Genomic DNA, 20,751 nt, shown 5'->3' on the forward strand with positions numbered 1-20,751 from the left:
AAAAGAAATCCGCTGGAAAAGGCGAGAGCTTTATTCCTCAAACCCTTGCGTGGCGCGTAGGAAAACGTTTGCGTAAAATCGTTTGTCAAGACCTGTTATCACAGAACTAATCAGTTATACTGTTGCCCGTCGTCCAACAGGACTGCCTTTTCAGGCCAAAATTTACTTGTTAGCTGAGTCAGGAGATGCGGATGTTAAAGCGTGAAATGAACATTGCCGATTATGATGCCGAACTGTGGCAGGCTATGGAGCAGGAAAAAGTACGTCAGGAAGAGCACATCGAACTGATCGCCTCCGAAAACTACACCAGCCCACGCGTTATGCAGGCGCAGGGTTCTCAGCTGACTAACAAATATGCTGAAGGTTACCCGGGCAAGCGCTACTACGGCGGTTGCGAGTACGTTGATATCGTTGAGCAGCTGGCTATCGACCGTGCGAAAGAACTCTTTGGCGCTGACTACGCGAACGTGCAGCCGCACTCTGGCTCTCAGGCTAACTTCGCGGTCTACACCGCGCTGCTGCAGCCGGGCGATACCGTTCTGGGTATGAACCTGGCGCAGGGCGGCCATCTGACTCACGGCTCCCCGGTTAACTTCTCCGGCAAACTGTACAACATCATCCCTTACGGTATTGATGAGTCCGGCAAAATTGACTACGAAGACATGGCGAAGCAGGCTAAAGAGCACAAACCGAAGATGATCATCGGTGGCTTCTCTGCTTACTCCGGTATCGTTGACTGGGCAAAAATGCGTGAAATCGCAGACAGCATCGGTGCTTACCTGTTCGTCGACATGGCGCACGTTGCGGGTCTGATTGCCGCTGGCGTTTACCCGAACCCGGTTCCACACGCTCACGTTGTGACCACCACCACCCACAAAACCCTGGCGGGTCCACGCGGTGGCCTGATCCTGGCGAAAGGCGGTGACGAAGAGCTGTACAAAAAACTGAACTCCGCTGTATTCCCAAGCGCGCAGGGCGGCCCGCTGATGCACGTTATCGCGGCTAAAGCCGTTGCGCTGAAAGAAGCGATGGAGCCAGAATTCAAGGTTTATCAGCAGCAGGTTGCTAAGAACGCCAAAGCGATGGTGGAAGTGTTCCTGAACCGTGGCTACAAAGTGGTCTCCGGCGGTACTGAAAACCACCTGTTCCTGCTGGATCTGGTTGATAAGAACCTGACCGGTAAAGAAGCTGACGCAGCCCTGGGCCGCGCCAACATCACCGTGAACAAAAACAGCGTGCCAAACGATCCGAAGAGCCCGTTCGTGACCTCCGGTATCCGTATCGGTTCTCCGGCCGTGACTCGCCGCGGCTTCAAAGAAGCGGAAGTGAAAGAGCTGGCTGGCTGGATGTGTGACGTTCTGGACAACATCAATGACGAAGCGGTTATCGAGCGCGTCAAAGGTAAAGTTCTGGATATCTGCGCACGCTTCCCGGTATACGCATAATTCCTCTGCCTGGCAGAAATAAAAAAGGCCGCGCTTGCGGCCTTTTTTTATGGCTTAACGCCGGTCGAGGGAAATGGCTCCCGGTCCGACTATCGCCAGCAAAATAAAGGCGCCAGCAATACTAATATTCTTGTAGAAGTTAATCATATTCGGCACGACCGCATCACCGGTCATATCCCAGTAATGGTGACCGATAATCGCCGTGCCCAGCGTATAGAATACAAACAGTACCGCGAGCGGGCGGGTGAAAAAGCCCAGCACGATCAGGATGGCAGCAGGGACTTCCATCACCACCGCAATAATGGCCGCCAGCATGGGCATCGGCGTACCCAGCGAGGTCATATATTGTACGGTGCCGCTAAACCCCGTCAGTTTTGGATAGCCAAAGATGATAAACAGTACGACAAGCGCGATGCGGCCAATCAGCAGCAGCAGGTGGCGTGACTGACCGAAATCGAAATAACGTAGTGAGTTCATGGCAGAAAAACCTCTGCAAGTGGAGTAATTTAAACGTAATACATATTTTCATTCCCTGCCATAAGCCAGACGACTGCACAAGATGTTAATTTTTCGTTAATTTATAGCAGGCTATCTACTTGCTTAATTTTTATATTCTCGCCAGACTATGGCCTCGATTTCGGGAGGGATTCATGGTCTTGCATTCCACGCGCTGGCTGGCGCTCAGTTATTTCACCTATTTCTTTAGCTACGGTATTTTTCTGCCCTTCTGGAGCGTCTGGCTCAAGGGTATCGGCCTGACTCCTGAGACTATCGGTGTCCTGCTGGGGGCCGGGCTGGTGGCGCGTTTCCTCGGCAGCCTGCTGATTGCCCCGCGCGTCAGCGATCCCTCCTTGCTGATCAAGGCCGTGCGCATTCTTGCTCTGCTGACGCTGGTCTTTGTTGCCTGCTTCTGGGTCAGCCACCAGTTTGCCTGGCTGATGGTGGTGATGGTCGGCTTTAACCTGTTCTTCTCACCGCTGGTACCGCTGACGGATGCTCTGGCGAACACCTGGCAAAAGCAGATCACCATGGACTACGGCCGCGTGCGCCTGTGGGGCTCAATTGCCTTTGTGATTGGTTCCGCGCTGGTGGGCAAACTGGTCAGCCTTTACGATTACCGCGCCATTCTCGCCCTGCTGAGTATTGGTATTGCCTCAATGCTGCTGGGTATGCTGCTGCGTCCGTCGGTGATGCCGCAAGGGGAAAGCCGCCATCAGGAGAGCGCAGGCTGGCCCGCCTGGCGGAGCCTGGTGGCCCAGAGCTGGCGTTTTCTGGCGTGTGTCTGTCTGCTTCAGGGGGCGCATGCGGCGTACTATGGTTTCAGCGCCATCTACTGGCAGGGGGCGGGATATTCTGCTTCCGCAGTGGGCTATCTGTGGTCGCTGGGGGTAGTGGCCGAAGTCATTATTTTCGCCCTGAGCAAAAAGCTGTTCCGTCGCTTTGGCGCGCGAGACCTCCTGCTGCTTTCCGCCGTGTGCGGCGTGGCGCGCTGGGGCATTATGGGCTGGACGACCGATCTGCCGTGGCTGATAGTGGCGCAAATTCTTCACTGCGGCACCTTTACCGTGTGCCATCTGGCGGCGATGCGCTATATCGCTGCGCGCGAGGGCGGAGACGTTATTCGCCTGCAGGCCGTATACTCGGCGGTCGCGATGGGGGGCAGTATCGCGATCATGACGGTCTTTGCGGGGTTCCTCTACCAGCACCTGGGGCATGGGGTTTTCTGGGTGATGGCGCTGGTCGCCTTACCCGCCATCGTTGTTCGCCCTAAAGTGGCCGCTCGCGCCTCGCTATGATTCCAGCATGGCGCGAATATGTTCTTGCTGCTGCGCGTTCAATGTTTCAACGGCATGTATCAGCGGCGGCGAGAACAGCGGCAGAACGGTAGGGTAGGGGGTGATAACCAGCGCGGCTTCGCGCGGTGCCCCCTCTTTCTGGAAAGCCTGCAGCGTCAGATAGCGAATGTTGAGCGGCAGCAGCGTCAGCTCGCGAAGCTGCTGTTCAATCAGGTCCTCGCTGGCTTTATCGTCTCCCGTCAGCAGGATCACCTGTTTTTCGTGCAGATCGGTCTCCTGCATCAGCCAGGCGCCGAAAATCACCGCGACAAGACTCATCTCTTCATCAGAAAAACGCAGCCCAAACTCCGCTTCCAGCTCAAACAGCGCTTCCTTCGTGGTGCGTAACAGCCGGGGATAGAGACGATGGATCTCCTCCGGCAGGCTATTGTCGATGCCAATTTCAAACAGCGAGCGGTCCAGCGCCTGAGCAAGATGGATATACAGCTGATCGGTCAGCCCTTGCTCATCGCTGAAGTTCATCCCGGTCTGCGAGCGAAAACGGGCGACCATGCGCACGATGGCCCGGCGCAAGCGCTGATCCTGCTGGTGTTTATCGAGCACCGGATCGGGCGTGCGGAGCATCATAAACAGCAGCGCCAGAAACAGCTGTTCATCCCCGTGCGCTCCCTGCGGCACGCGACGTCTCCAGTGACGCACGATCTCCTGGGCCGTAAAATACTCCCCTCTCGACTGGGTCCAGCTGCGCTGAACGTGAGAAAACTGTGGCGTATTCCCGAGCTGGTGCTGAATAAGACAGTATTGCAGATAGAGCTGTAAAAACTGGACGTCGCGACATTCAAACTGGCGCTGGAGCTTGCGGGAGCAGAAGCCGATCAGCGCCCGCAGGTTCGCATCGTCATACAGCGGTCGCGCAATGCCGTGTTGTTTAAGCGCGGTTTTTAATGCGGGGGTAAACTGGTGTGAGACAAACTGCGGGCAAAGCCGCAGCGCCCGGCGCAGCCAGTGCAGCAGGCATAAACGCTGATTCAGGGCTGTGCCTTCAATCCGGTAGCTGCCGTCGTGGTGCGTGATGATGTCCAGCCGGTGATAGCGCTGGATTTCATCGCGCGTCTCGGCTATATCTTGCCGTGCCATCGCGTCGTCCACCCCGTTGGCAGCGATTATGCTCTCTGCGGTGACGGCAGCATCGGGCAGGTATAGCATCAAAAGCACCTGGCAGCGGCGCTGCGAACTGGAAAGCACAGATGGAATTTCAAGCGTCGTCATCATCTGTCGGGTATCCAGTGTGAATGTTTGATAAGAATAGCTAAAGGATGAGCGCTGAAAAGCGCGCCGGCAGGCCTTTCACTCAGGATTGCTGGGGGACATCACAGAATTTTTGACGTGAGGAATTGATGCAAACAGTTAAACAAAGTGCGATGGCGTTATTTTTGGCGGTTATCAGCTTCACCGCCAGCGCACACCCTCACAGTTTTATTGACCTCCAGACCGAGCTGGTTACCGACGGCACGCAGCTGAGCGGCCTGAAGATGCGCTGGACGATGGATGAAATCACCTCGGCCGATCTGCTCTATGATGCGGGAAACGCGAAGCCCGGCGATGAAATCTGGAAAAAGCTGGCGGCGGAAGTGATGGCCAACGTGCTCGGCCAGCACTACTTCACGGAATTCTGGCACAACGGGCAAAAGGTCAAATTTCTGAACCGGCCAACGGAATACGGGATGACGCGTGACGGGCATCAGGCGGTGCTGACGTTTGTGCTCCCGCTGGCGCATCCGCAGCCGCTGGCCGGGCAAACTTACACGTTTTCCACTTTTGATCCTACCTACTATGTCGATATGCGCTATGACAAAGACGGCGACGTACGATTGCCGGACGCTCTGCAAAAAAACTGCAAAATTGGCGTTCACACCCCGAAACCCAGCGAGGAGACGCTGAACTTTGCGGTCTCGCTTGATAAGGAGGATGCACCGCCTGAGGACATGGAATTGGGTAAACAGTTCGCGCAGGAGGTGACGTTACAATGTCAGTGATCTCCTCTCCGGTTCGGAAACCGCGCCGCTGGCTGCACCTCTGGCCGCTGGCGCTTTTTCTCCTGCTGGCCGTTTGCGGCTCGCTCTGGCTTTGGCAGGCCTGGCCGCAGGTCATGATGAAAAGCATCGTCTGGCAGCGTGAGGTCAATCAGCAGATGAGCGGTCTGCTGAAGGCGGTGGCCGAGAACCCGACCAAAGCGGGTGGTTCCCTGCTGGCGTTCAGCTTTATCTATGGCGTTCTGCACGCGCTGGGGCCGGGGCACGGCAAAATCGTGATAACGACCTGGCTCGCCACCCATCCGTCGAAGCTGAAATCGAGTATCGGGCTGACGCTGGCCTCCTCGCTGCTTCAGGGCAGCGTGGCGATTGCGCTCGTCGTAGTCGTGCTTTCGCTGTTGCAGCTTCCCGCGCGCCAGCTGCACATGAGCAGTTTTTGGCTGGAGAAGGGGAGCTACGCGCTGGTTGGCGTGCTGGGGCTGATCCTCTGCTGGCGGGCGCTGAAAAAGCTGCGCGTGCTGCTGCAAAAACCGAAATTCAAAACCTTCACGCCGCACCACGTTCATGATGAAAGCTGCGGCTGCGGGCATCAGCATTTGCCCACGCAGGAACAGTTGCAGAACGGCGACGACTGGCGCGCGCGGCTGATGATTATTCTCTCGATGGGCATGCGCCCGTGTTCGGGGGCAATCATGGTGCTGCTGTTCAGCAAGGTGATAGGCGTGTTTGGCTGGGGAATGCTTTCCGCGCTGGCGATGGCGGCAGGGACGTCTCTCACCATTTCGTCTTTAGCGCTGCTGGTTCACAGCTTCCGTCAGCTGGCGGTCAAACTCAGCGGCAATAAAACGCCGGTGCTGTGGCGACAGGTAGGGTGGACAACGCTTGCGCTGGCGGGCGGGGTGATTCTGCTGGTGGCAGCGGTGACGATGTGGATGAGCGCGGTACCGGTGGGAAGAGGATTGCGGCCATTTTAATTGGGATTCCCTCTCCCACGGGAGAGGGAATGACCGGGATTAACGCTTCAGCGCATCGCTCAGTTCATCACGCATGTTGGCCAGCATGGCTTTAACAACGCGTGGGTTACCTGCAACGACGTTGCCGGTAGACATATAGTTATGGCCGCCGGTGAAATCACACACGATGGCGCCTGCTTCACGTGCGATCAGCTCGCCCGCAGCAAAGTCCCACGGCTTCAGTGACAGCTCGAAGTAACCGTCAACGCGGCCTGTTGCTACATAGGCCAGATCCAGTGCGGCAGAACCGGTGCGGCGGAAGTCAGCGCATTCGGTAAACAGTTTGCCCAGGATATTCATATAGGTGGTCGCGTGCTGTTTCGCCTTGAACGGGAAACCGGTCGCCAGAATGGTGCCGTCCAGATCGCGTGCGTTGCTGCAGCGCAGACGGTAGCCGTTCAGCTGTGCGCCCTGACCGCGGGTAGCGGTGAACAGTTCGTTACGCATTGGATCGTAAACAACGGCGACTTCAGTACGGCCTTTAATGCGTACTGCGATAGACACAGAGAAGTGTGGCAGGCGTTTGACGAAGTTGGTGGTGCCATCCAGTGGATCGATAACCCATTGAACATCCTGATCGGTACCTTCATGTTCACCGCTTTCTTCGGTGATGATGGTGTGCTGCGGGTAAGATTTGCGGATCGTTTCGATAATAATCGCTTCTGCGGCTTTATCGACGTTAGTCACGAAATCATTGCTGCCTTTCTGGCTGGTTTCTACGGAGTCTGGCGTTTCGTAGTGTTTGGCAATTACATTACCCGCCTTGCGCGCTGCGCGCACGGCGATGGTCAGCATCGGATGCATCGGTCTCTCTCACTGGATGTTAAAGAACAGGAAAATCGGCGCAGAGTATAGCAGTGGGATCGGATTATGTCTCCCGTTTATGATAATATGCCGGAATATTCTTCAGACGCTGAATTCAGACATTAAAAATTATGCTGCAAAACATTCGAATCGTGCTGGTCGAAACATCGCACACCGGCAACATGGGCTCCGTTGCCCGCGCTATGAAAACCATGGGCTTAACGAACCTGTGGCTGGTTAACCCGCTGGTGAAACCTGACTCGCAGGCTATCGCCCTGGCGGCCGGTGCCAGCGACGTGATCGGCAACGCTCAGATCGTCGATACCCTTGACGAAGCGCTGGCCGGCTGTAGCCTCGTTGTTGGCACCAGCGCGCGTTCACGCACGCTGCCGTGGCCGATGCTGGACCCGCGCGAATGCGGCCTGAAAAGCGTCTCAGAAGCGGAGCAGGCACCGGTTGCGCTGGTGTTTGGCCGCGAGCGCGTTGGCCTGACCAACGACGAGCTGCAGAAGTGCCACTATCACGTCGCCATCGCGGCGAACCCGGAATATAGCTCGCTGAACCTGGCGATGGCGGTGCAGGTTATCGCCTATGAGGTGCGTATGGCGTGGCTGGCGACGCAGGAGAAACCGGTCGAACAGAAAGAAGAGACGGCCTACCCGCTGGTGGACGATCTTGAGCGCTTCTATGGTCACCTGGAGCAGACGCTGCTCTCAACCGGCTTTATTCGTGAAGGCCACCCGGGCCAGGTGATGAACAAGCTGCGCCGCATGTTTACCCGCGCGCGCCCGGAAAGCCAGGAGCTGAACATCCTGCGCGGGATTCTGGCGTCGATTGAGCAGAAGAATAAAGAGTAGTGTCGATTTCCCCCTCTCCCCGCGGGAGAGGGCTGGGGTGAGGGCATCAGGCCGCACCTGGGTTATGAAGGCACAGAAGGTTAAATACCTGACTAAAACAGTCAAGTAAATAGTTGACCATTTTAGTCAGGAATGTCAGACTTGGCCCTGCTATGCAATACCCCCATTTTACAATAAAAAACCCCGGGCAGGGGCGAGTTTGAGGTTAAGTAAGACATGAGACTGACATCTAAAGGGCGTTATGCCGTGACCGCGATGCTGGACGTTGCGCTCAACTCCGAAGCGGGCCCGGTTCCGTTGGCTGATATTTCTGAACGACAAGGGATCTCCCTCTCTTACCTGGAGCAGCTGTTCTCCAGACTGCGTAAAAATGGACTGGTTTCCAGCGTTCGTGGCCCAGGCGGCGGTTATCTGCTGGGTAAAGACGCGGGCAGTATTGCAGTTGGTGAAGTGATTAGCGCAGTTGACGAATCCGTTGACGCGACCCGTTGCCAGGGGAAAGGCGGCTGCCAGGGCGGCGATAAGTGCCTGACCCACGCGCTGTGGCGCGATCTGAGCGACCGTCTTACCGGCTTCCTGAACAACATCACCCTGGGTGAACTGGTCAATAACCAGGAAGTTCTGGATGTCTCTGGTCGTCAGCACGGTCAGGATTCCCAACGCAGCACCCGCGCGCAGGACGCTATCGACGTCAAACTGCGCGCGTAATAAAACGATAAAGATTTCAGAATCAGGCCGGGGCGGTCACGCCCCGCGTACTCGGTCGTACATCCAGCCGGTTGCCTGATTCCTTGCATTGAAGCGATGTACGGAGTTTAAAGAGCAATGAAATTACCGATTTATCTCGATTACTCCGCAACCACGCCGGTGGACCCGCGTGTTGCCGAGAAAATGATGCAGTGTCTGACCCTGGACGGAAACTTTGGTAACCCAGCTTCCCGTTCACACCGTTTTGGCTGGCATGCTGAAGAGGCGGTAGATATCGCCCGTAATCAGATTGCCGACCTGGTGGGTGCCGACCCGCGTGAGATTGTTTTCACCTCCGGTGCGACCGAATCCGACAACCTGGCGATCAAAGGTGCAGCCAACTTTTATCAGAAAAAAGGCAAGCACATCATCACCAGCAAAACCGAACACAAAGCCGTGCTGGATACCTGCCGCCAGCTGGAGCGTGAAGGTTACGAAGTGACTTACCTGGCGCCACAGAGCAACGGGATCATCGACCTGAAAGAGCTCGAAGCGGCCATGCGTGATGACACCATTCTGGTTTCCATCATGCACGTTAACAACGAAATCGGCGTCGTTCAGGACATCGCGACCATCGGAGAAATGTGCCGCGCGCGCGGTATCATCTATCACGTTGACGCGACCCAGAGCGTGGGCAAACTGCCTATCGATCTGAGCCAGCTGAAAGTGGACCTGATGTCCTTCTCCGGCCACAAAATTTATGGCCCGAAAGGGATCGGCGCGCTGTACGTTCGTCGTAAACCGCGTATCCGCATCGAAGCACAGATGCACGGCGGCGGTCACGAGCGCGGCATGCGTTCCGGCACGCTGCCTGTTCACCAGATCGTGGGCATGGGCGAAGCGTACCGCATTGCGAAAGAAGAGATGGAAACCGAGATGGCGCGCCTGCGCACGCTGCGTAACCGTCTGTGGGACGGCGTGAAAGATATGGAAGAAGTGTATCTGAACGGCGATCTCGAGCAGGGTGCTCCAAACATCCTCAACGTCAGCTTCAACTATGTTGAAGGCGAATCGCTGATCATGGCGCTGAAAGACCTGGCCGTTTCTTCCGGTTCTGCCTGTACGTCTGCAAGCCTGGAGCCATCCTACGTGCTGCGCGCGCTGGGCATGACCGACGAGCTGGCGCACAGCTCTATCCGTTTCTCTTTAGGTCGTTTCACTACCGAAGAAGAGATTGACTACACCATCAAGCTGGTTCGCAACTCCATCGGCCGTCTGCGCGACCTTTCTCCACTGTGGGAAATGTTCAAGCAGGGCGTGGATCTGAACAGCATTGAATGGTCACATCACTAATCGGTACATAAGGAGAATTCAATCATGGCATACAGCGAAAAAGTCATCGATCATTACGAGAACCCGCGCAACGTTGGCTCTTTTGACAACAGCGACGAATCTGTCGGTAGCGGCATGGTTGGCGCACCGGCGTGTGGCGACGTGATGAAGTTGCAGATTAAAGTCAACAATGAAGGTATCATTGAAGACGCGCGCTTCAAGACCTACGGCTGCGGTTCTGCTATCGCGTCCAGCTCCCTGGTTACCGAATGGGTGAAGGGCAAGTCTCTGGACGAAGCACAGGCAATCAAGAACACGGATATTGCTGAAGAACTCGAACTGCCACCGGTGAAAATTCACTGTTCAATTCTGGCAGAAGACGCGATCAAAGCCGCCATTGCGGATTACAAAAGCAAACGTGAAGCAAAATAATTGAGGTTTGAGTATGTCGATTACCCTTAGCGACAGCGCTGCCGCGCGAGTAAGCTCTTTTCTGGCGAACCGTGGTAAAGGCTTTGGCCTGCGACTGGGCGTACGTACCTCCGGCTGTTCTGGTATGGCTTACGTACTGGAGTTTGTTGACGAGCCGGCGTCTGACGACACCGTGTTTGAAGACAAGGGCGTGAAGGTGGTGGTCGATGGCAAAAGCCTGCAATTCCTCAATGGCACTCAGCTGGACTTCGTTAAAGAAGGCCTGAACGAAGGGTTCAAGTTCACGAACCCGAACGTCAAAGACGAGTGTGGTTGCGGCGAAAGCTTCCACGTTTAACCGCGTTCCGCTGTTATACCGATTAATTCGCGTTGCAGAAAGGCGGCAAGCGAGTGAATCCCCGGGAGCTTACTTAAGTAAGTGACTGGGGTGAACGAGCGCAGACAACGCATCTGCAGCGCGAAGTAAGAAGGTATAACCCCACCGTGGCTCTGCTGCGCGTGGGGTTTGTTCTAACAGGCTACCCCTGAGATTGTTATGGATTACTTCACTCTCTTCGGACTACCCGCTCAATACCCGATTGATCTCCAGGCGCTGACGATCCGTTTTCAGGATCTTCAGCGTCAGTATCACCCGGATAAATTCGCCAGTGGTACTCAGGCAGAACAGCTGGCCGCGGTATCGCACTCTGCGACCATCAACCAGGCCTGGCAGACGCTGCGCCATCCGCTGGCGCGTGCAGAATATCTGCTCTCGCTCCACGGTTTCGATCTGGCGAGCGAACAGCATACCGTACGCGACACCGCTTTTCTGATGGAACAGCTGGAGCTTCGCGAAGAGCTGGATGAGATTGAACAGGCCAAAGACGAAGCGCGTCTGGAAAGCTTCATCACGCGCGTGAAGGGCATGTTCGATACCCGCCATCAGCAGATGGTGGAGCAACTGAACAACGAGACCTGGGACGTGGCGGCAGACACTGTGCGCAAACTCCGTTTTCTCGATAAACTGCGAAGCAGTGCTGAACAACTCGAAGAAAAGCTGCTCGATTTTTAATTTCGGAAGCAATTATGGCCTTATTACAAATTAGTGAGCCTGGCTTAAGTGCCGCACCGCACCAGCGTCGTCTGGCGGTGGGTATCGATCTGGGCACCACCAATTCCCTCGTGGCGACCGTGCGCAGCGGCCAGGCGGAAACGCTGGCTGACGAGCAGGGCCGCCATCTGCTGCCTTCCGTGGTCCACTACCAGCAGCAGGGTCACGCGGTCGGCTATGACGCCCGCGCCAACGCCGCGCGCGATCCGGCCAACACCATCAGCTCCGTAAAGCGCATGATGGGCCGCTCTCTGGCCGATATTCAGACCCGCTATCCGCATCTGCCTTATCAGCTGCAGGCCAGTGAAAACGGCCTGCCGATGATTGCGACCGCGGCCGGTCTGCTGAACCCGATTCGCGTTTCCTCCGACATCCTTAAAGCGCTGGCGGCGCGCGCGACGGCGACGCTTGGCGGCGATCTGGACGGCGTAGTCATCACCGTTCCGGCCTATTTTGACGATGCACAGCGTCAGGGCACCAAAGACGCCGCGCGTCTGGCAGGCCTGCACGTGCTGCGCCTGCTGAACGAACCGACGGCGGCGGCGATTGCCTACGGCCTCGACTCCGGTCAGGAAGGGGTGATTGCGGTTTACGATCTCGGCGGCGGTACCTTTGATATCTCGATCCTGCGCTTGAGCCGCGGGGTGTTTGAAGTGCTGGCGACCGGCGGGGATTCCGCGCTGGGCGGCGATGACTTCGACCATCTGCTGGCGGATTATATTCGCGAGCAGGCGGGCATCAGCGATCGCAGCGATGCCCGCGTGCAGCGTGAACTACTGGATGCGGCCATCGACGCCAAAATCGCCCTGAGCGATGCGCAGACGGTTAGCGTAAACGTTGCGGGCTGGCAGGGTGAGATCGCCCGCGACCAGTTCAGCGATCTGATTGCCCCGCTGGTGAAACGCACCCTGCTGGCCTGCCGTCGCGCACTGAAAGATGCGGGCGTTGAGGCGAACGAGGTGCTGGAAGTGGTCATGGTGGGCGGTTCGACTCGCGTGCCGCTGGTGCGCGAGCGCGTGGGCGAATTCTTTGGCCGCACGCCGCTGACCTCCATCGACCCGGACAAAGTGGTTGCCGTGGGCGCCGCAATCCAGGCCGATATCCTGGTCGGCAACAAGCCGGACAGCGAAATGCTGCTGCTGGACGTCATCCCGCTGTCGCTCGGGTTAGAAACCATGGGCGGCCTGGTAGAGAAAGTGATCCCGCGTAATACCACCATTCCGGTGGCGCGCGCGCAGGAGTTCACCACCTTCAAAGACGGCCAGACCGCGATGTCCATCCACGTGATGCAGGGCGAGCGCGAGCTGGTGCAGGACTGCCGCTCTCTGGCGCGCTTTGCGCTGCGCGGTATCCCGGCGCTGCCTGCGGGCGGGGCGCATATTCGCGTCACCTTCCAGGTGGATGCGGACGGTCTGCTGAGCGTCACTGCGATGGAAAAATCGACCGGCGTGGAATCGTCCATTCAGGTGAAGCCGTCCTACGGCCTTACCGATGGCGAAATCGCCTCCATGATTCAGGACTCAATGAGCTACGCCGAACAGGATGTGAAGGCGCGTATGCTGGCTGAACAAAAAGTTGAAGCCGCCCGCGTGCTGGAGAGCCTGAACGGCGCGCTCGCTGCCGATGCCGCGCTGTTAAGCGCCGCTGAGCGCCAGGTGATTGACGACGCTGCCGCGCATTTAAGCGCAGTAGCAGAAGGCAATGACGCTGACGCAATAGAAGAAGCCATTAAAAACGTTGATAAACAAACCCAGGACTTTGCTGCTCGCCGCATGGACAAATCTGTCCGCGTCGCGCTGAAAGGCCAGTCCGTGGACGAGGTTTAATATGCCAAAGATTGTTATTTTGCCTCATGCGGACCTCTGTCCGGATGGCGCTGTTCTGGAAGCGAAGACCGGTGAAACCATTCTCGATGTTGCCCTGCGTGCAGGTATCGAAGTGGAACACGCCTGTGAAAAATCCTGTGCCTGCACCACCTGCCACTGCATCGTGCGTGAAGGTTTCGACTCTCTCGCCGAGAGCACCGAAGACGAAGACGACATGCTGGATAAAGCATGGGGTCTGGAGCCTGACAGCCGCCTGAGCTGCCAGGCCGCTGTGACCGACGAAGATCTGGTCGTGGAGTTCCCACGCTACACCATCAACCACGCACGCGAGCATTGATATGGGACTGAAGTGGACAGACAGCCGTGAAATCGGCGAAGCGCTCTACGACGCGAACCCGGATCTCGATCCGAAGACCGTACGATTCACCGACATGCACCAGTGGATCTGCGATTTAGAGGATTTCGACGACGATCCAAACGCATCCAATGAAAAAATTCTGGAGGCGATTCTGTTAGTCTGGTTAGATGAAGCAGAATAAATAACATAACGGGCTGCCTTCAGGCGGCCCGTTTGCTAGTTGCTAATAAGGAAAAATAAAATGACCGAAGCGATGAAGATTACGCTCTCGAATCAGCCTGCTGACGCACGCTGGGGCGAGAAAGCCACCTACAGCATTAATAACGACGGCATTACCCTGCACCTGACGGGCAAAGATGATACCGGCCTGATCCAGCGCGCCGCCCGCAAAATTGACGGCCTGGGCATTAAGCATGTCTCCCTGGAAGGCGAAGGCTGGGACACCGACCGCAGCTGGGCATTCTGGGCAGGCTACAAAGGCCCGAAAGGCACCCGCAAAATCGAGTGGGCTAACCTCGACGAAGCCGGTCAGAAAGAGCTGGAAAGCCGCCTGCAAATCATCGACTGGGTGCGCGACACCATCAACGCCCCGGCAGAAGAGCTCGGTCCTGAGCAGCTGGCGCAGCGCGCGGTTGACCTGCTGTGCGGCGTGGCGGGCGACAAGATGTCCTACCGCATCACCAAGGGTGAAGACCTGCGCGAGCAGAATTACATGGGCATCCACACCGTGGGCCGTGGTTCTGAGCGTCCTCCGGTCCTGCTGGCGCTGGATTACAACCCAACCGGCGATAAAGCGGCGCCGGTCTTTGCATGCCTGGTGGGTAAAGGCATCACCTTCGATACCGGCGGCTACAGCCTGAAGCAGAGCGCGTTCATGGACTCCATGAAGTCCGACATGGGCGGCGCGGCAACCATCACCGGCGCGCTGGCGTTCGCCATTACCCGCGGTCTGAACAAGCGCGTGAAGCTGTATCTGTGCTGCGCGGACAACATGGTGAGCGGTAACGCCTTCAAGCTGGGCGACATCATTCGCTATCGCAACGGCAAAAACGTCGAAGTGATGAACACCGACGCCGAAGGCCGTCTGGTGCTGGCCGATGGCCTGATCGACGCGTCTGCCCAGAAGCCAGAGCTGATTATCGACATGGCGACCCTGACCGGCGCGGCAAAAACCGCCCTGGGCAACGACTACCACGCGCTGTTCAGCTTTGACGACAAGCTGGCCGCTCGCCTGCTGGCAAGCGCCGCTGCGGAAAACGAGCCGTTCTGGCGTCTGCCGCTGGCCGAGTTCCACCGCAGCCAGCTGCCGTCCAACTTTGCCGAGCTGAACAACACCGCGAGCGCGGCGTACCCGGCGGGTGCAAGCACGGCGGCAGGCTTCCTGTCCCACTTCGTTGAGAACTACCACGAAGGCTGGCTGCACATCGACTGCTCCGCAACCTACCGTAAAGCGGCGGTTGAGCAGTGGTCCGCTGGCGCGACCGGTCTGGGCGTGCGTACCGTGGCGAACCTGCTGACGGCTGAGTAATCTTTATTGCCCTCACCCTAACCCTCTCCCAAGGGGAGAGGGGATGGTTTGCTCCCTCTCCCTTGAGGGAGAGGGCTGGGGTGAGGGGAAATGCATCATCTGGAATTGTTATGTCCGAAACCAAAAACGAATTAGAAACTCTGCTGGAGCAGGCGGCGACCGAGCCCGCCCACCGTCCGGCATTTTTCCGCACGCTGCTGGAATCCACCGTCTGGGTGCCGGGCACCGCGGCGGAAGGTGAGCAGGTTGTCGAAGACAGCGCGCTGGATCTGCTGCACTGGGAGAAAGACGACGGCACGTCGGTGATCCCGTTCTTTACCTCGCTGGAAGCCCTGCAGGAAGCGGTAGAAGACGAACAGGCGTTCGTGGTGATGCCGGTGCGTACCCTGTTTGAAATGACGCTGGGCCAGACGCTGTTCCTTAACGCGAAGCTGCCGACCGGGAAAGAGTTTACGCCGCGTGAAATCAGCCATCTGATTGGCGAAGAGGGCAACCCGCTCAGCACCCAGGAAGTGCTGGAAGGGGGCGAAACGCTGCTGCTGTCTGAAGTAGCCGAGCCGCCCGCGCAGATGATTGATTCCCTGACGACGCTGTTCAAAACCCTGAAACCGGTTAGACGCGCGTTTCTCTGCTCCATTAAAGAGCGCGCGGACGAGCATCCGGTTCTGCTGATTGGTATTGAGGCGGACGGCGATATCGACGATATCATTCAGGCCGCGGGAAGCGTGGCGACCGACACGCTGCCGGGCGACGAGCCGATTGATATCTGCCAGGTGAAGAACGGCGAGAAGGGCATCAGCCACTTTATTACCGAGCACATCACCCCGTTCTACGAGCGTCGCTGGGGCGGCTTCCTGCGCGATCTCAAAACCAACCGCATCATCTGATTATGGCGGGGTGAATATCACCCCGTTGCTTCCAGCAGCAGTAAATCCATCAGCAGCACCAGATTCGACTCAAACGACGTCACCCCCGCGGCTTCAGCGGCAAAGTGCACCGCTTCGTCATAGAGGGCAAAGTGCACGTCCGCCATCCCCGCCAGCGTGTTGGCCGAGGCGCGGGTAAACGCGACGATCGTCATGCCGACGTTTTTGGCAATCCGCGCTTTATCCAGCACCTGCTCCGTTTCGCCGCTGCGCGAGACGGCAATAAACACCTGATAGCGGGCGGCGTTGCTGAGGAAAATATTCCGGCTGTCCCCCGGCCCGGAGATAAACGCCGTTTTGCCCAGCACCTGCAGCTTCTTGGTCAGGTACTCCGCAAACAGATAGGAAAACCCGGCCCCGTAGAGAAAGAAGCTCTCTTTCTGGCGCAGCAGGTCGGCAAACTGCTGGCGCTTTTCCTGCGTGACCCACTGGAAGGTGTGCTGATAGTTGGCGATAAACTGATTAAACAGCGCCGGGAGTTCAGGAAGCGACTGCCCCTGGGCGGCAATATGCGGCGTGTCGGAGAGCAGCTGCTTGCAGTGCCAGATAAACTCGCTAAAGCCGCTGAACCCCAGCTTCTGACACAGCCGCATGATGGTGGCTGTAGAAACAAACGTCGCCTGCGCCAGCTCGCGTACCGTGATGTTGCCCACCAGCAGCGGGTGCTCCGTGAGGTGGGCGAGGACGCGATACTCCGCGCGGGTCAGCGATGTCCCGCGCGTTAACAGCGTGGCCAGGCGGTTATCCATTATTTCGCGGGTTCAACCGGCAGATCGTCCCGCGCACCCCATTCGCTCCAGGCGCCGTCGTAGAGCGTGACGTCGTTCGCGCCGAGCGTGGCGAGCGCCAGGATCACCACGCAGGCCGTTACGCCGGAGCCGCAGCTGGCAATAATCGGACGATGTAAATCCACGCCAGCACGGTCAAAAATGGCCCGCAGCTCGTCGGTGGTTTTCAGCTCGCCCTCAAACACCAGCTCGCCCCACGGCACGTTCAGCGCCCCCGGAATATGTCCGCGCTTCAGCCCCGGACGCGGTTCATCCGCTTCGGCATTGAAGCGCGGTGCAGGACGAGCATCGACGATTTGCGCCGTTTTTTCATGACTCACGACCAGCACGTCGGTCAGGCGTTTCACCATGTGCGCGTCGAACGTGGCGTCGAACTCGCCTTCCGGCAGCGTCACGTCACCCTGCTGGAGCGGCAGCTCGTCGCGCTTCCAGCCCGCCAGCCCGCCCGCCAGAATAGAGACTTTTTCCACGCCGAAGTTCTTCAGCATCCACCACGCGCGCGGTGCGGAGAAGAGGTTACCTTCATCATAAACAACGAGGTGTTTGTCTTTGCTGACGCCCAGCTCGCGCATCGCCACAGAAAACGCTTCCGGGCGCGGCAGCATGTGCGGCAGGGGAGAGTTGTGATCGGAGAGGGCTTCGATATCAAAAAATACCGCGCCAGGCAGATGTCCGGCACGGTATTCCGCGACCATATCGCGAAGGTGTTCCTGCCCGGCCGGGGCCATACGCGCGTCAATAATCTGAACTTCCGGATCGTCACCGTGCTCAATCAGCCAGTCGGCGGCGACAAAATATGAGGTGGACATGGGTTGCCTCCATTCTTTTCCGTAAAAAAGGATTGTCGGTGTTTTTTCTGACACCGACAAGCAAACCACGTTCAACTCGCGAGCAAGCCCCTATTTTTTCACCGTTTCGCCGTCCTGCCAGGCTTTTTGCAGCGCAGGCCAGTAGTCGCGGTTGGCCTCGATCATCTCATCCAGAATCGCTTTCGCGTGTTCCATGGTCGGCACGGTGCGGTTGAGGGTAAACGCCTGCAGGGCTTTCTCATAGCTGCCCTCGATGGTGGCCTCTACCAGCAGCTGTTCAGAGGCGAGCTGCTGTTGCAAAAGGGTCTGATGGAACAGCGGCACCTGACCGACGCGAATCGGTTCCGGGCCTTCGGAGGTGATATAAGCGGGCACCTCCACCACGGCATCGTAAGGCAGGTTGGTAATCGCCCCGCGGTTTTCCACCATCACCAGATGGCGGCTCCGCAGGTTAAAGGCCAGCGAGCAGGCGACATCGACGATAAACTCGCCGTGGACGCCTACGTGGAAGGCGTCCGGCAGGATCCCGGTGCGCTTGTATTCTTCGGCAGCGGCGAACAGCTTTTTCTCGCGCCCGTCCATCACTTCATTGGCGCGGGTATAGTCCGGGTTCTGATGCTCCACGATCTGGTTCGGCATCAGGTAGTACTGCAGATACGGGTTCGGCAGATACTCCGGGAAGTTGTCCATGATCGGCTTAATGTTGCGCCAGGTTTTGACCCATGATGGATCGGAATGCTGCGGATCGGTTTTAGCCGCATCTTCCGTCAGCAGGCCAAACTTCGCGATATGTTTACGCAGTTCGGGAAGCTTGTCTTCGCCGTCCACCAGCACGCGGGTAAACCAGCCGAAGTGGTTCAGGCCGAAGTAGTCCACCTCCAGCCTGCGGCGATCGACACCCAGAATCGCCCCCATATTGCGCATCGCGGCGACAGGCATATCGCAGATGTTCAGCACCCGCGCATTTGGCCGCAGGCGGCGCACACCCTCCGCGACGATCGCTGCCGGGTTGGAGTAGTTCACGATCCAGGCCTTCTCGTGCGCGTAGCGATCCACCAGATCGATAAGTTCCACCATCGGCAGGATCGTGCGCAGCCCGTAGGCCAGCCCGCCGGGTCCGCACGTTTCCTGACCGACCACGCCGTGGCGCAGCGGGATCTTCTCATCCTGCTCGCGCATCTTGTACTGGCCGACGCGCATCTGGGCGAAGACGAAATGCGCGCCGCTGAACGCCACTTCCGGATCACTGGTGACGGTAAATTTGATGCTCTGACTGTGGTCGCGAATGACCTTCTCGACGACGGGCGCAATGGTGTTCTGGCGCGCCTCGTCGATGTCATAAAGGCGGATTTCGGCCAGCGGGAAATCCTGCAGGCGCACCATCAGGCTTTTCACAATGCCCGGCGTGTAGGTGCTACCGCCGCCGGCAATCGACAAAATAAATGGGGGTGTAAACATCTTTAGCTCCTTTCAGAGAAACGTCTCAACGGCTTCTCGCATTTTTTTGACGTGCAGCCCGTAGACCACCTGAACGTTGTTACCTTGTTTGATAATCCCTTTCGCGCCGGTCGCCTTGAGCCGCGGCTCGTCGATAATGGCGACGTCCTTCACCGTGACGCGTAAGCGGGTGTAGCAGTTGTCCACCACCTCAATGTTTTCCCGGCCGCCCAGACCCGTCACGATGGATTCGCCCAGCCCGTCGTTATTGCCCTTCGCCTGGTACTCCTGCTTGCTGTAGAGGCGCGTTTCCCGATCGTCATCCTCACGGCCCGGCGTTTTCATGTTGAAGCGCAGGATCAGGAAGCGGAACACCACGAAGTAGAGGGCAAACATGATCAGCCCGACCACGATGTACATCGGCCAGTTGGACTTCTCCGTGCCGAGCGGCAGGTTGTACAGGATGAAGTCGATAATCCCGTTGGCACCGATGGCGTGAACGCCCAGCAGCGAGAACAGCATCATGCCGATGCCGGTCAGCACCGCGTGCACCACGAACAGCAGCGGAGCGACGAACAGGAAGGAGAACTCAATCGGCTCGGTCACGCCGACCAGCAGCGAGGTCAGCGCCGCCGGGATCAGAATGGCTTTCGCAATGGCTTTACGCTCCGGCTTTGCGGTCATATACATCGCCAGGGCTGCGGCAGGCAGGCCGAACATCTTGCTGATGCCGCGCGCGTCCCACACCACGGTGCTGCTGAGCTGCTTCACGTCCGGGCAGGCCATCTCGGCGAAATAGATATTGCGCGCGCCCTGATAGGTTGCGCCGCACACCTCCTGCGTGCCGCCCAGCTCGGTATAGAGGAACGGGGTATAAACCAGATGGTGCAGGCCGGTGGGGACCAGAATACGTTCCAGGAAACCGTAGATTGCCACGCCCAACGGCCCGGAGCCTTTGATGGCCAGCGCCAGGGCGCTAATGCCGTGCTGGGCATACGGCCACAGTTCACTCATCACCACGCCGAGCAGCATGGAGACGGGGAGCATGACGATGGCGACAAAACAGTGGCCGGAGTAAATTGCCATCGCGCCGTTAAACTGTACGCCGGAGTATTTGTTGTACAGATATCCGGAGAGCGCCCCGGTTAGGATCCCGGCAAAAACGCCCATCTCCAGCACCTGCACGCCCAGCACCATGGTCTGCCCGGCCGCTTTCATCTGGGCCGCTGGCGCCAGCGCGCCCTGCAGCTGTAGCGTGACGTTCATGGCGTTGATGAACACGACAAAGGTTACCAGACCAATCAGCGCGGCATAGCCTTTATCCCGCGTCGCCAGACCAATCGGGATCCCGACGGCAAACACCAGCGCCAGGTTGACCAGCACCGACACGGCAGATTTCGCGATAAGCTGACCAAGGTGCTGAATCAGCGGATGGCCCAGAAACGGCAGGTATTCAGCGAGGTTACCGTTACCCAGCACGTTACCAAAGGCGATAAACAGACCGACGATCGGTAAGATAAGTACCGGTCCGTACAATGATTTTCCGAAATTTTGTAGGGCGTTCACGGCTCGTTTCATGGCTTTCTCTCT

General features: G+C 57.8%; 22 protein-coding genes. 15 read left to right on the top strand and 7 right to left on the bottom strand.

Annotated elements, in window-relative coordinates; translation table 11 throughout:
- Positions 1-191: 191 nt before the first annotated feature.
- Positions 192-1,445, top strand: a complete 1,254-nt coding sequence (gene glyA, locus M2422_RS19930; protein ID WP_008502165.1) for a serine hydroxymethyltransferase — start codon at positions 192-194, stop codon at positions 1,443-1,445.
- 54 nt (positions 1,446-1,499) lie between these two features.
- Here the strand turns inward: glyA and M2422_RS19935 are convergent, their stop codons facing one another.
- Positions 1,500-1,922 carry a DoxX family protein gene (locus M2422_RS19935; protein WP_039263751.1) on the bottom strand — a complete coding sequence of 141 codons (423 nt, stop codon included), beginning with the start codon at positions 1,920-1,922 and terminating at the stop codon, positions 1,500-1,502.
- A 173-nt stretch (positions 1,923-2,095) separates the two neighbouring features.
- Between M2422_RS19935 and M2422_RS19940 the strand changes: the two genes are divergently transcribed.
- Positions 2,096-3,241 (top strand): 3-phenylpropionate MFS transporter, encoded by a 1,146-nt coding sequence (locus tag M2422_RS19940; RefSeq protein ID WP_008502163.1) that lies wholly within the window; start codon positions 2,096-2,098, stop codon positions 3,239-3,241.
- On the opposite strand, the gene csiE is transcribed toward M2422_RS19940, so the two are convergent.
- The gene (gene csiE, locus M2422_RS19945; RefSeq protein WP_064673768.1) at positions 3,236-4,513 is read right to left on the bottom strand and encodes a stationary phase inducible protein CsiE; all 1,278 of its coding nucleotides are present in this window, start codon (positions 4,511-4,513) and stop codon (positions 3,236-3,238) included. The genes M2422_RS19940 and csiE overlap by 6 nt on opposite strands.
- Before the next feature lie 125 nt (positions 4,514-4,638).
- On the opposite strand from csiE, the gene M2422_RS19950 reads away from it, so the two are divergent.
- Together M2422_RS19950 and M2422_RS19955 are read left to right on the top strand one after the other, a co-directional pair.
- Complete coding sequence (locus M2422_RS19950; RefSeq protein WP_033146226.1) at positions 4,639-5,277, top strand: DUF1007 family protein; 639 nt, start codon at positions 4,639-4,641, stop codon at positions 5,275-5,277.
- Positions 5,268-6,248: a nickel/cobalt transporter gene (locus M2422_RS19955; RefSeq protein WP_064673767.1), complete on the top strand. Its 981-nt coding sequence runs from the start codon at positions 5,268-5,270 to the stop codon at positions 6,246-6,248. The genes M2422_RS19950 and M2422_RS19955 overlap by 10 nt, the downstream gene beginning before the upstream one ends.
- Positions 6,249-6,287: 39 nt before the next feature.
- On the opposite strand, the gene suhB is transcribed toward M2422_RS19955, so the two are convergent.
- A complete protein-coding gene (gene suhB, locus M2422_RS19960; RefSeq protein ID WP_023308828.1) occupies positions 6,288-7,091 on the bottom strand; it encodes an inositol-1-monophosphatase in 804 nt (267 codons plus the stop codon).
- A 131-nt stretch (positions 7,092-7,222) separates the two neighbouring features.
- On the opposite strand from suhB, the gene trmJ reads away from it, so the two are divergent.
- The 11 genes from trmJ to sseB all read left to right on the top strand — a co-directional run bounded on the left by trmJ (position 7,223) and on the right by sseB (position 16,088).
- The gene (gene trmJ / locus M2422_RS19965; protein WP_029741152.1) at positions 7,223-7,948 is read left to right on the top strand and encodes a tRNA (cytosine(32)/uridine(32)-2'-O)-methyltransferase TrmJ; all 726 of its coding nucleotides are present in this window, start codon (positions 7,223-7,225) and stop codon (positions 7,946-7,948) included.
- Positions 7,949-8,164: 216 nt separating this feature from the next.
- Positions 8,165-8,656 (top strand): Fe-S cluster assembly transcriptional regulator IscR, encoded by a 492-nt coding sequence (gene iscR / locus M2422_RS19970; protein WP_023308826.1) that lies wholly within the window; start codon positions 8,165-8,167, stop codon positions 8,654-8,656.
- 117 nt (positions 8,657-8,773) lie between these two features.
- On the top strand, positions 8,774-9,988 hold the full coding sequence (iscS, locus tag M2422_RS19975; RefSeq protein WP_008502157.1) for a cysteine desulfurase: 1,215 nt from the start codon (positions 8,774-8,776) through the stop codon (positions 9,986-9,988).
- Between the two features lie 24 nt (positions 9,989-10,012).
- Positions 10,013-10,399 (top strand): Fe-S cluster assembly scaffold IscU, encoded by a 387-nt coding sequence (iscU, locus tag M2422_RS19980; protein WP_003860661.1) that lies wholly within the window; start codon positions 10,013-10,015, stop codon positions 10,397-10,399.
- 13 nt (positions 10,400-10,412) lie between these two features.
- Positions 10,413-10,736: an iron-sulfur cluster assembly protein IscA gene (iscA, locus tag M2422_RS19985; RefSeq protein ID WP_003860659.1), complete on the top strand. Its 324-nt coding sequence runs from the start codon at positions 10,413-10,415 to the stop codon at positions 10,734-10,736.
- A gap of 198 nt (positions 10,737-10,934) precedes the next feature.
- Entirely contained in the window at positions 10,935-11,450 is a 516-nt protein-coding gene (gene hscB, locus M2422_RS19990) for a co-chaperone HscB (protein WP_024908642.1), read from the top strand.
- 14 nt (positions 11,451-11,464) lie between these two features.
- Positions 11,465-13,315 (top strand): Fe-S protein assembly chaperone HscA, encoded by a 1,851-nt coding sequence (gene hscA, locus M2422_RS19995; RefSeq protein ID WP_048978841.1) that lies wholly within the window; start codon positions 11,465-11,467, stop codon positions 13,313-13,315.
- Position 13,316: 1 nt separating this feature from the next.
- Positions 13,317-13,652, top strand: a complete 336-nt coding sequence (fdx, locus tag M2422_RS20000; RefSeq protein ID WP_003860652.1) for an ISC system 2Fe-2S type ferredoxin — start codon at positions 13,317-13,319, stop codon at positions 13,650-13,652.
- 1 nt (position 13,653) lies between these two features.
- On the top strand, positions 13,654-13,854 hold the full coding sequence (iscX, locus tag M2422_RS20005) for a Fe-S cluster assembly protein IscX (RefSeq protein ID WP_003860650.1): 201 nt from the start codon (positions 13,654-13,656) through the stop codon (positions 13,852-13,854).
- A 60-nt stretch (positions 13,855-13,914) separates the two neighbouring features.
- Positions 13,915-15,201 carry an aminopeptidase PepB gene (gene pepB, locus M2422_RS20010; protein WP_064673766.1) on the top strand — a complete coding sequence of 429 codons (1,287 nt, stop codon included), beginning with the start codon at positions 13,915-13,917 and terminating at the stop codon, positions 15,199-15,201.
- A gap of 110 nt (positions 15,202-15,311) precedes the next feature.
- On the top strand, positions 15,312-16,088 hold the full coding sequence (sseB, locus tag M2422_RS20015; protein ID WP_023333036.1) for an enhanced serine sensitivity protein SseB: 777 nt from the start codon (positions 15,312-15,314) through the stop codon (positions 16,086-16,088).
- Between the two features lie 17 nt (positions 16,089-16,105).
- Here sseB and M2422_RS20020 read toward each other — a convergent pair whose 3' ends face one another.
- The 4 genes from M2422_RS20020 to M2422_RS20035 all read right to left on the bottom strand — a co-directional run bounded on the left by M2422_RS20020 (position 16,106) and on the right by M2422_RS20035 (position 20,739).
- On the bottom strand, positions 16,106-16,876 hold the full coding sequence (locus M2422_RS20020; RefSeq protein ID WP_064673765.1) for a MurR/RpiR family transcriptional regulator: 771 nt from the start codon (positions 16,874-16,876) through the stop codon (positions 16,106-16,108).
- Positions 16,876-17,724 carry a 3-mercaptopyruvate sulfurtransferase gene (gene sseA, locus M2422_RS20025; protein WP_064673764.1) on the bottom strand — a complete coding sequence of 283 codons (849 nt, stop codon included), beginning with the start codon at positions 17,722-17,724 and terminating at the stop codon, positions 16,876-16,878. Before sseA ends, M2422_RS20020 begins: the two co-directional genes overlap by 1 nt.
- Before the next feature lie 90 nt (positions 17,725-17,814).
- Positions 17,815-19,182, bottom strand: a complete 1,368-nt coding sequence (locus M2422_RS20030; RefSeq protein ID WP_045888293.1) for a 6-phospho-alpha-glucosidase — start codon at positions 19,180-19,182, stop codon at positions 17,815-17,817.
- 12 nt (positions 19,183-19,194) lie between these two features.
- Entirely contained in the window at positions 19,195-20,739 is a 1,545-nt protein-coding gene (locus M2422_RS20035; protein ID WP_064673763.1) for a PTS transporter subunit EIIC, read from the bottom strand.
- Positions 20,740-20,751: the final 12 nt, after the last annotated feature.

Source organism: Enterobacter sp. SLBN-59, from assembly GCF_024807915.1.
Taxonomy (GTDB): Bacteria; Pseudomonadota; Gammaproteobacteria; order Enterobacterales; family Enterobacteriaceae; genus Enterobacter; species Enterobacter asburiae_B.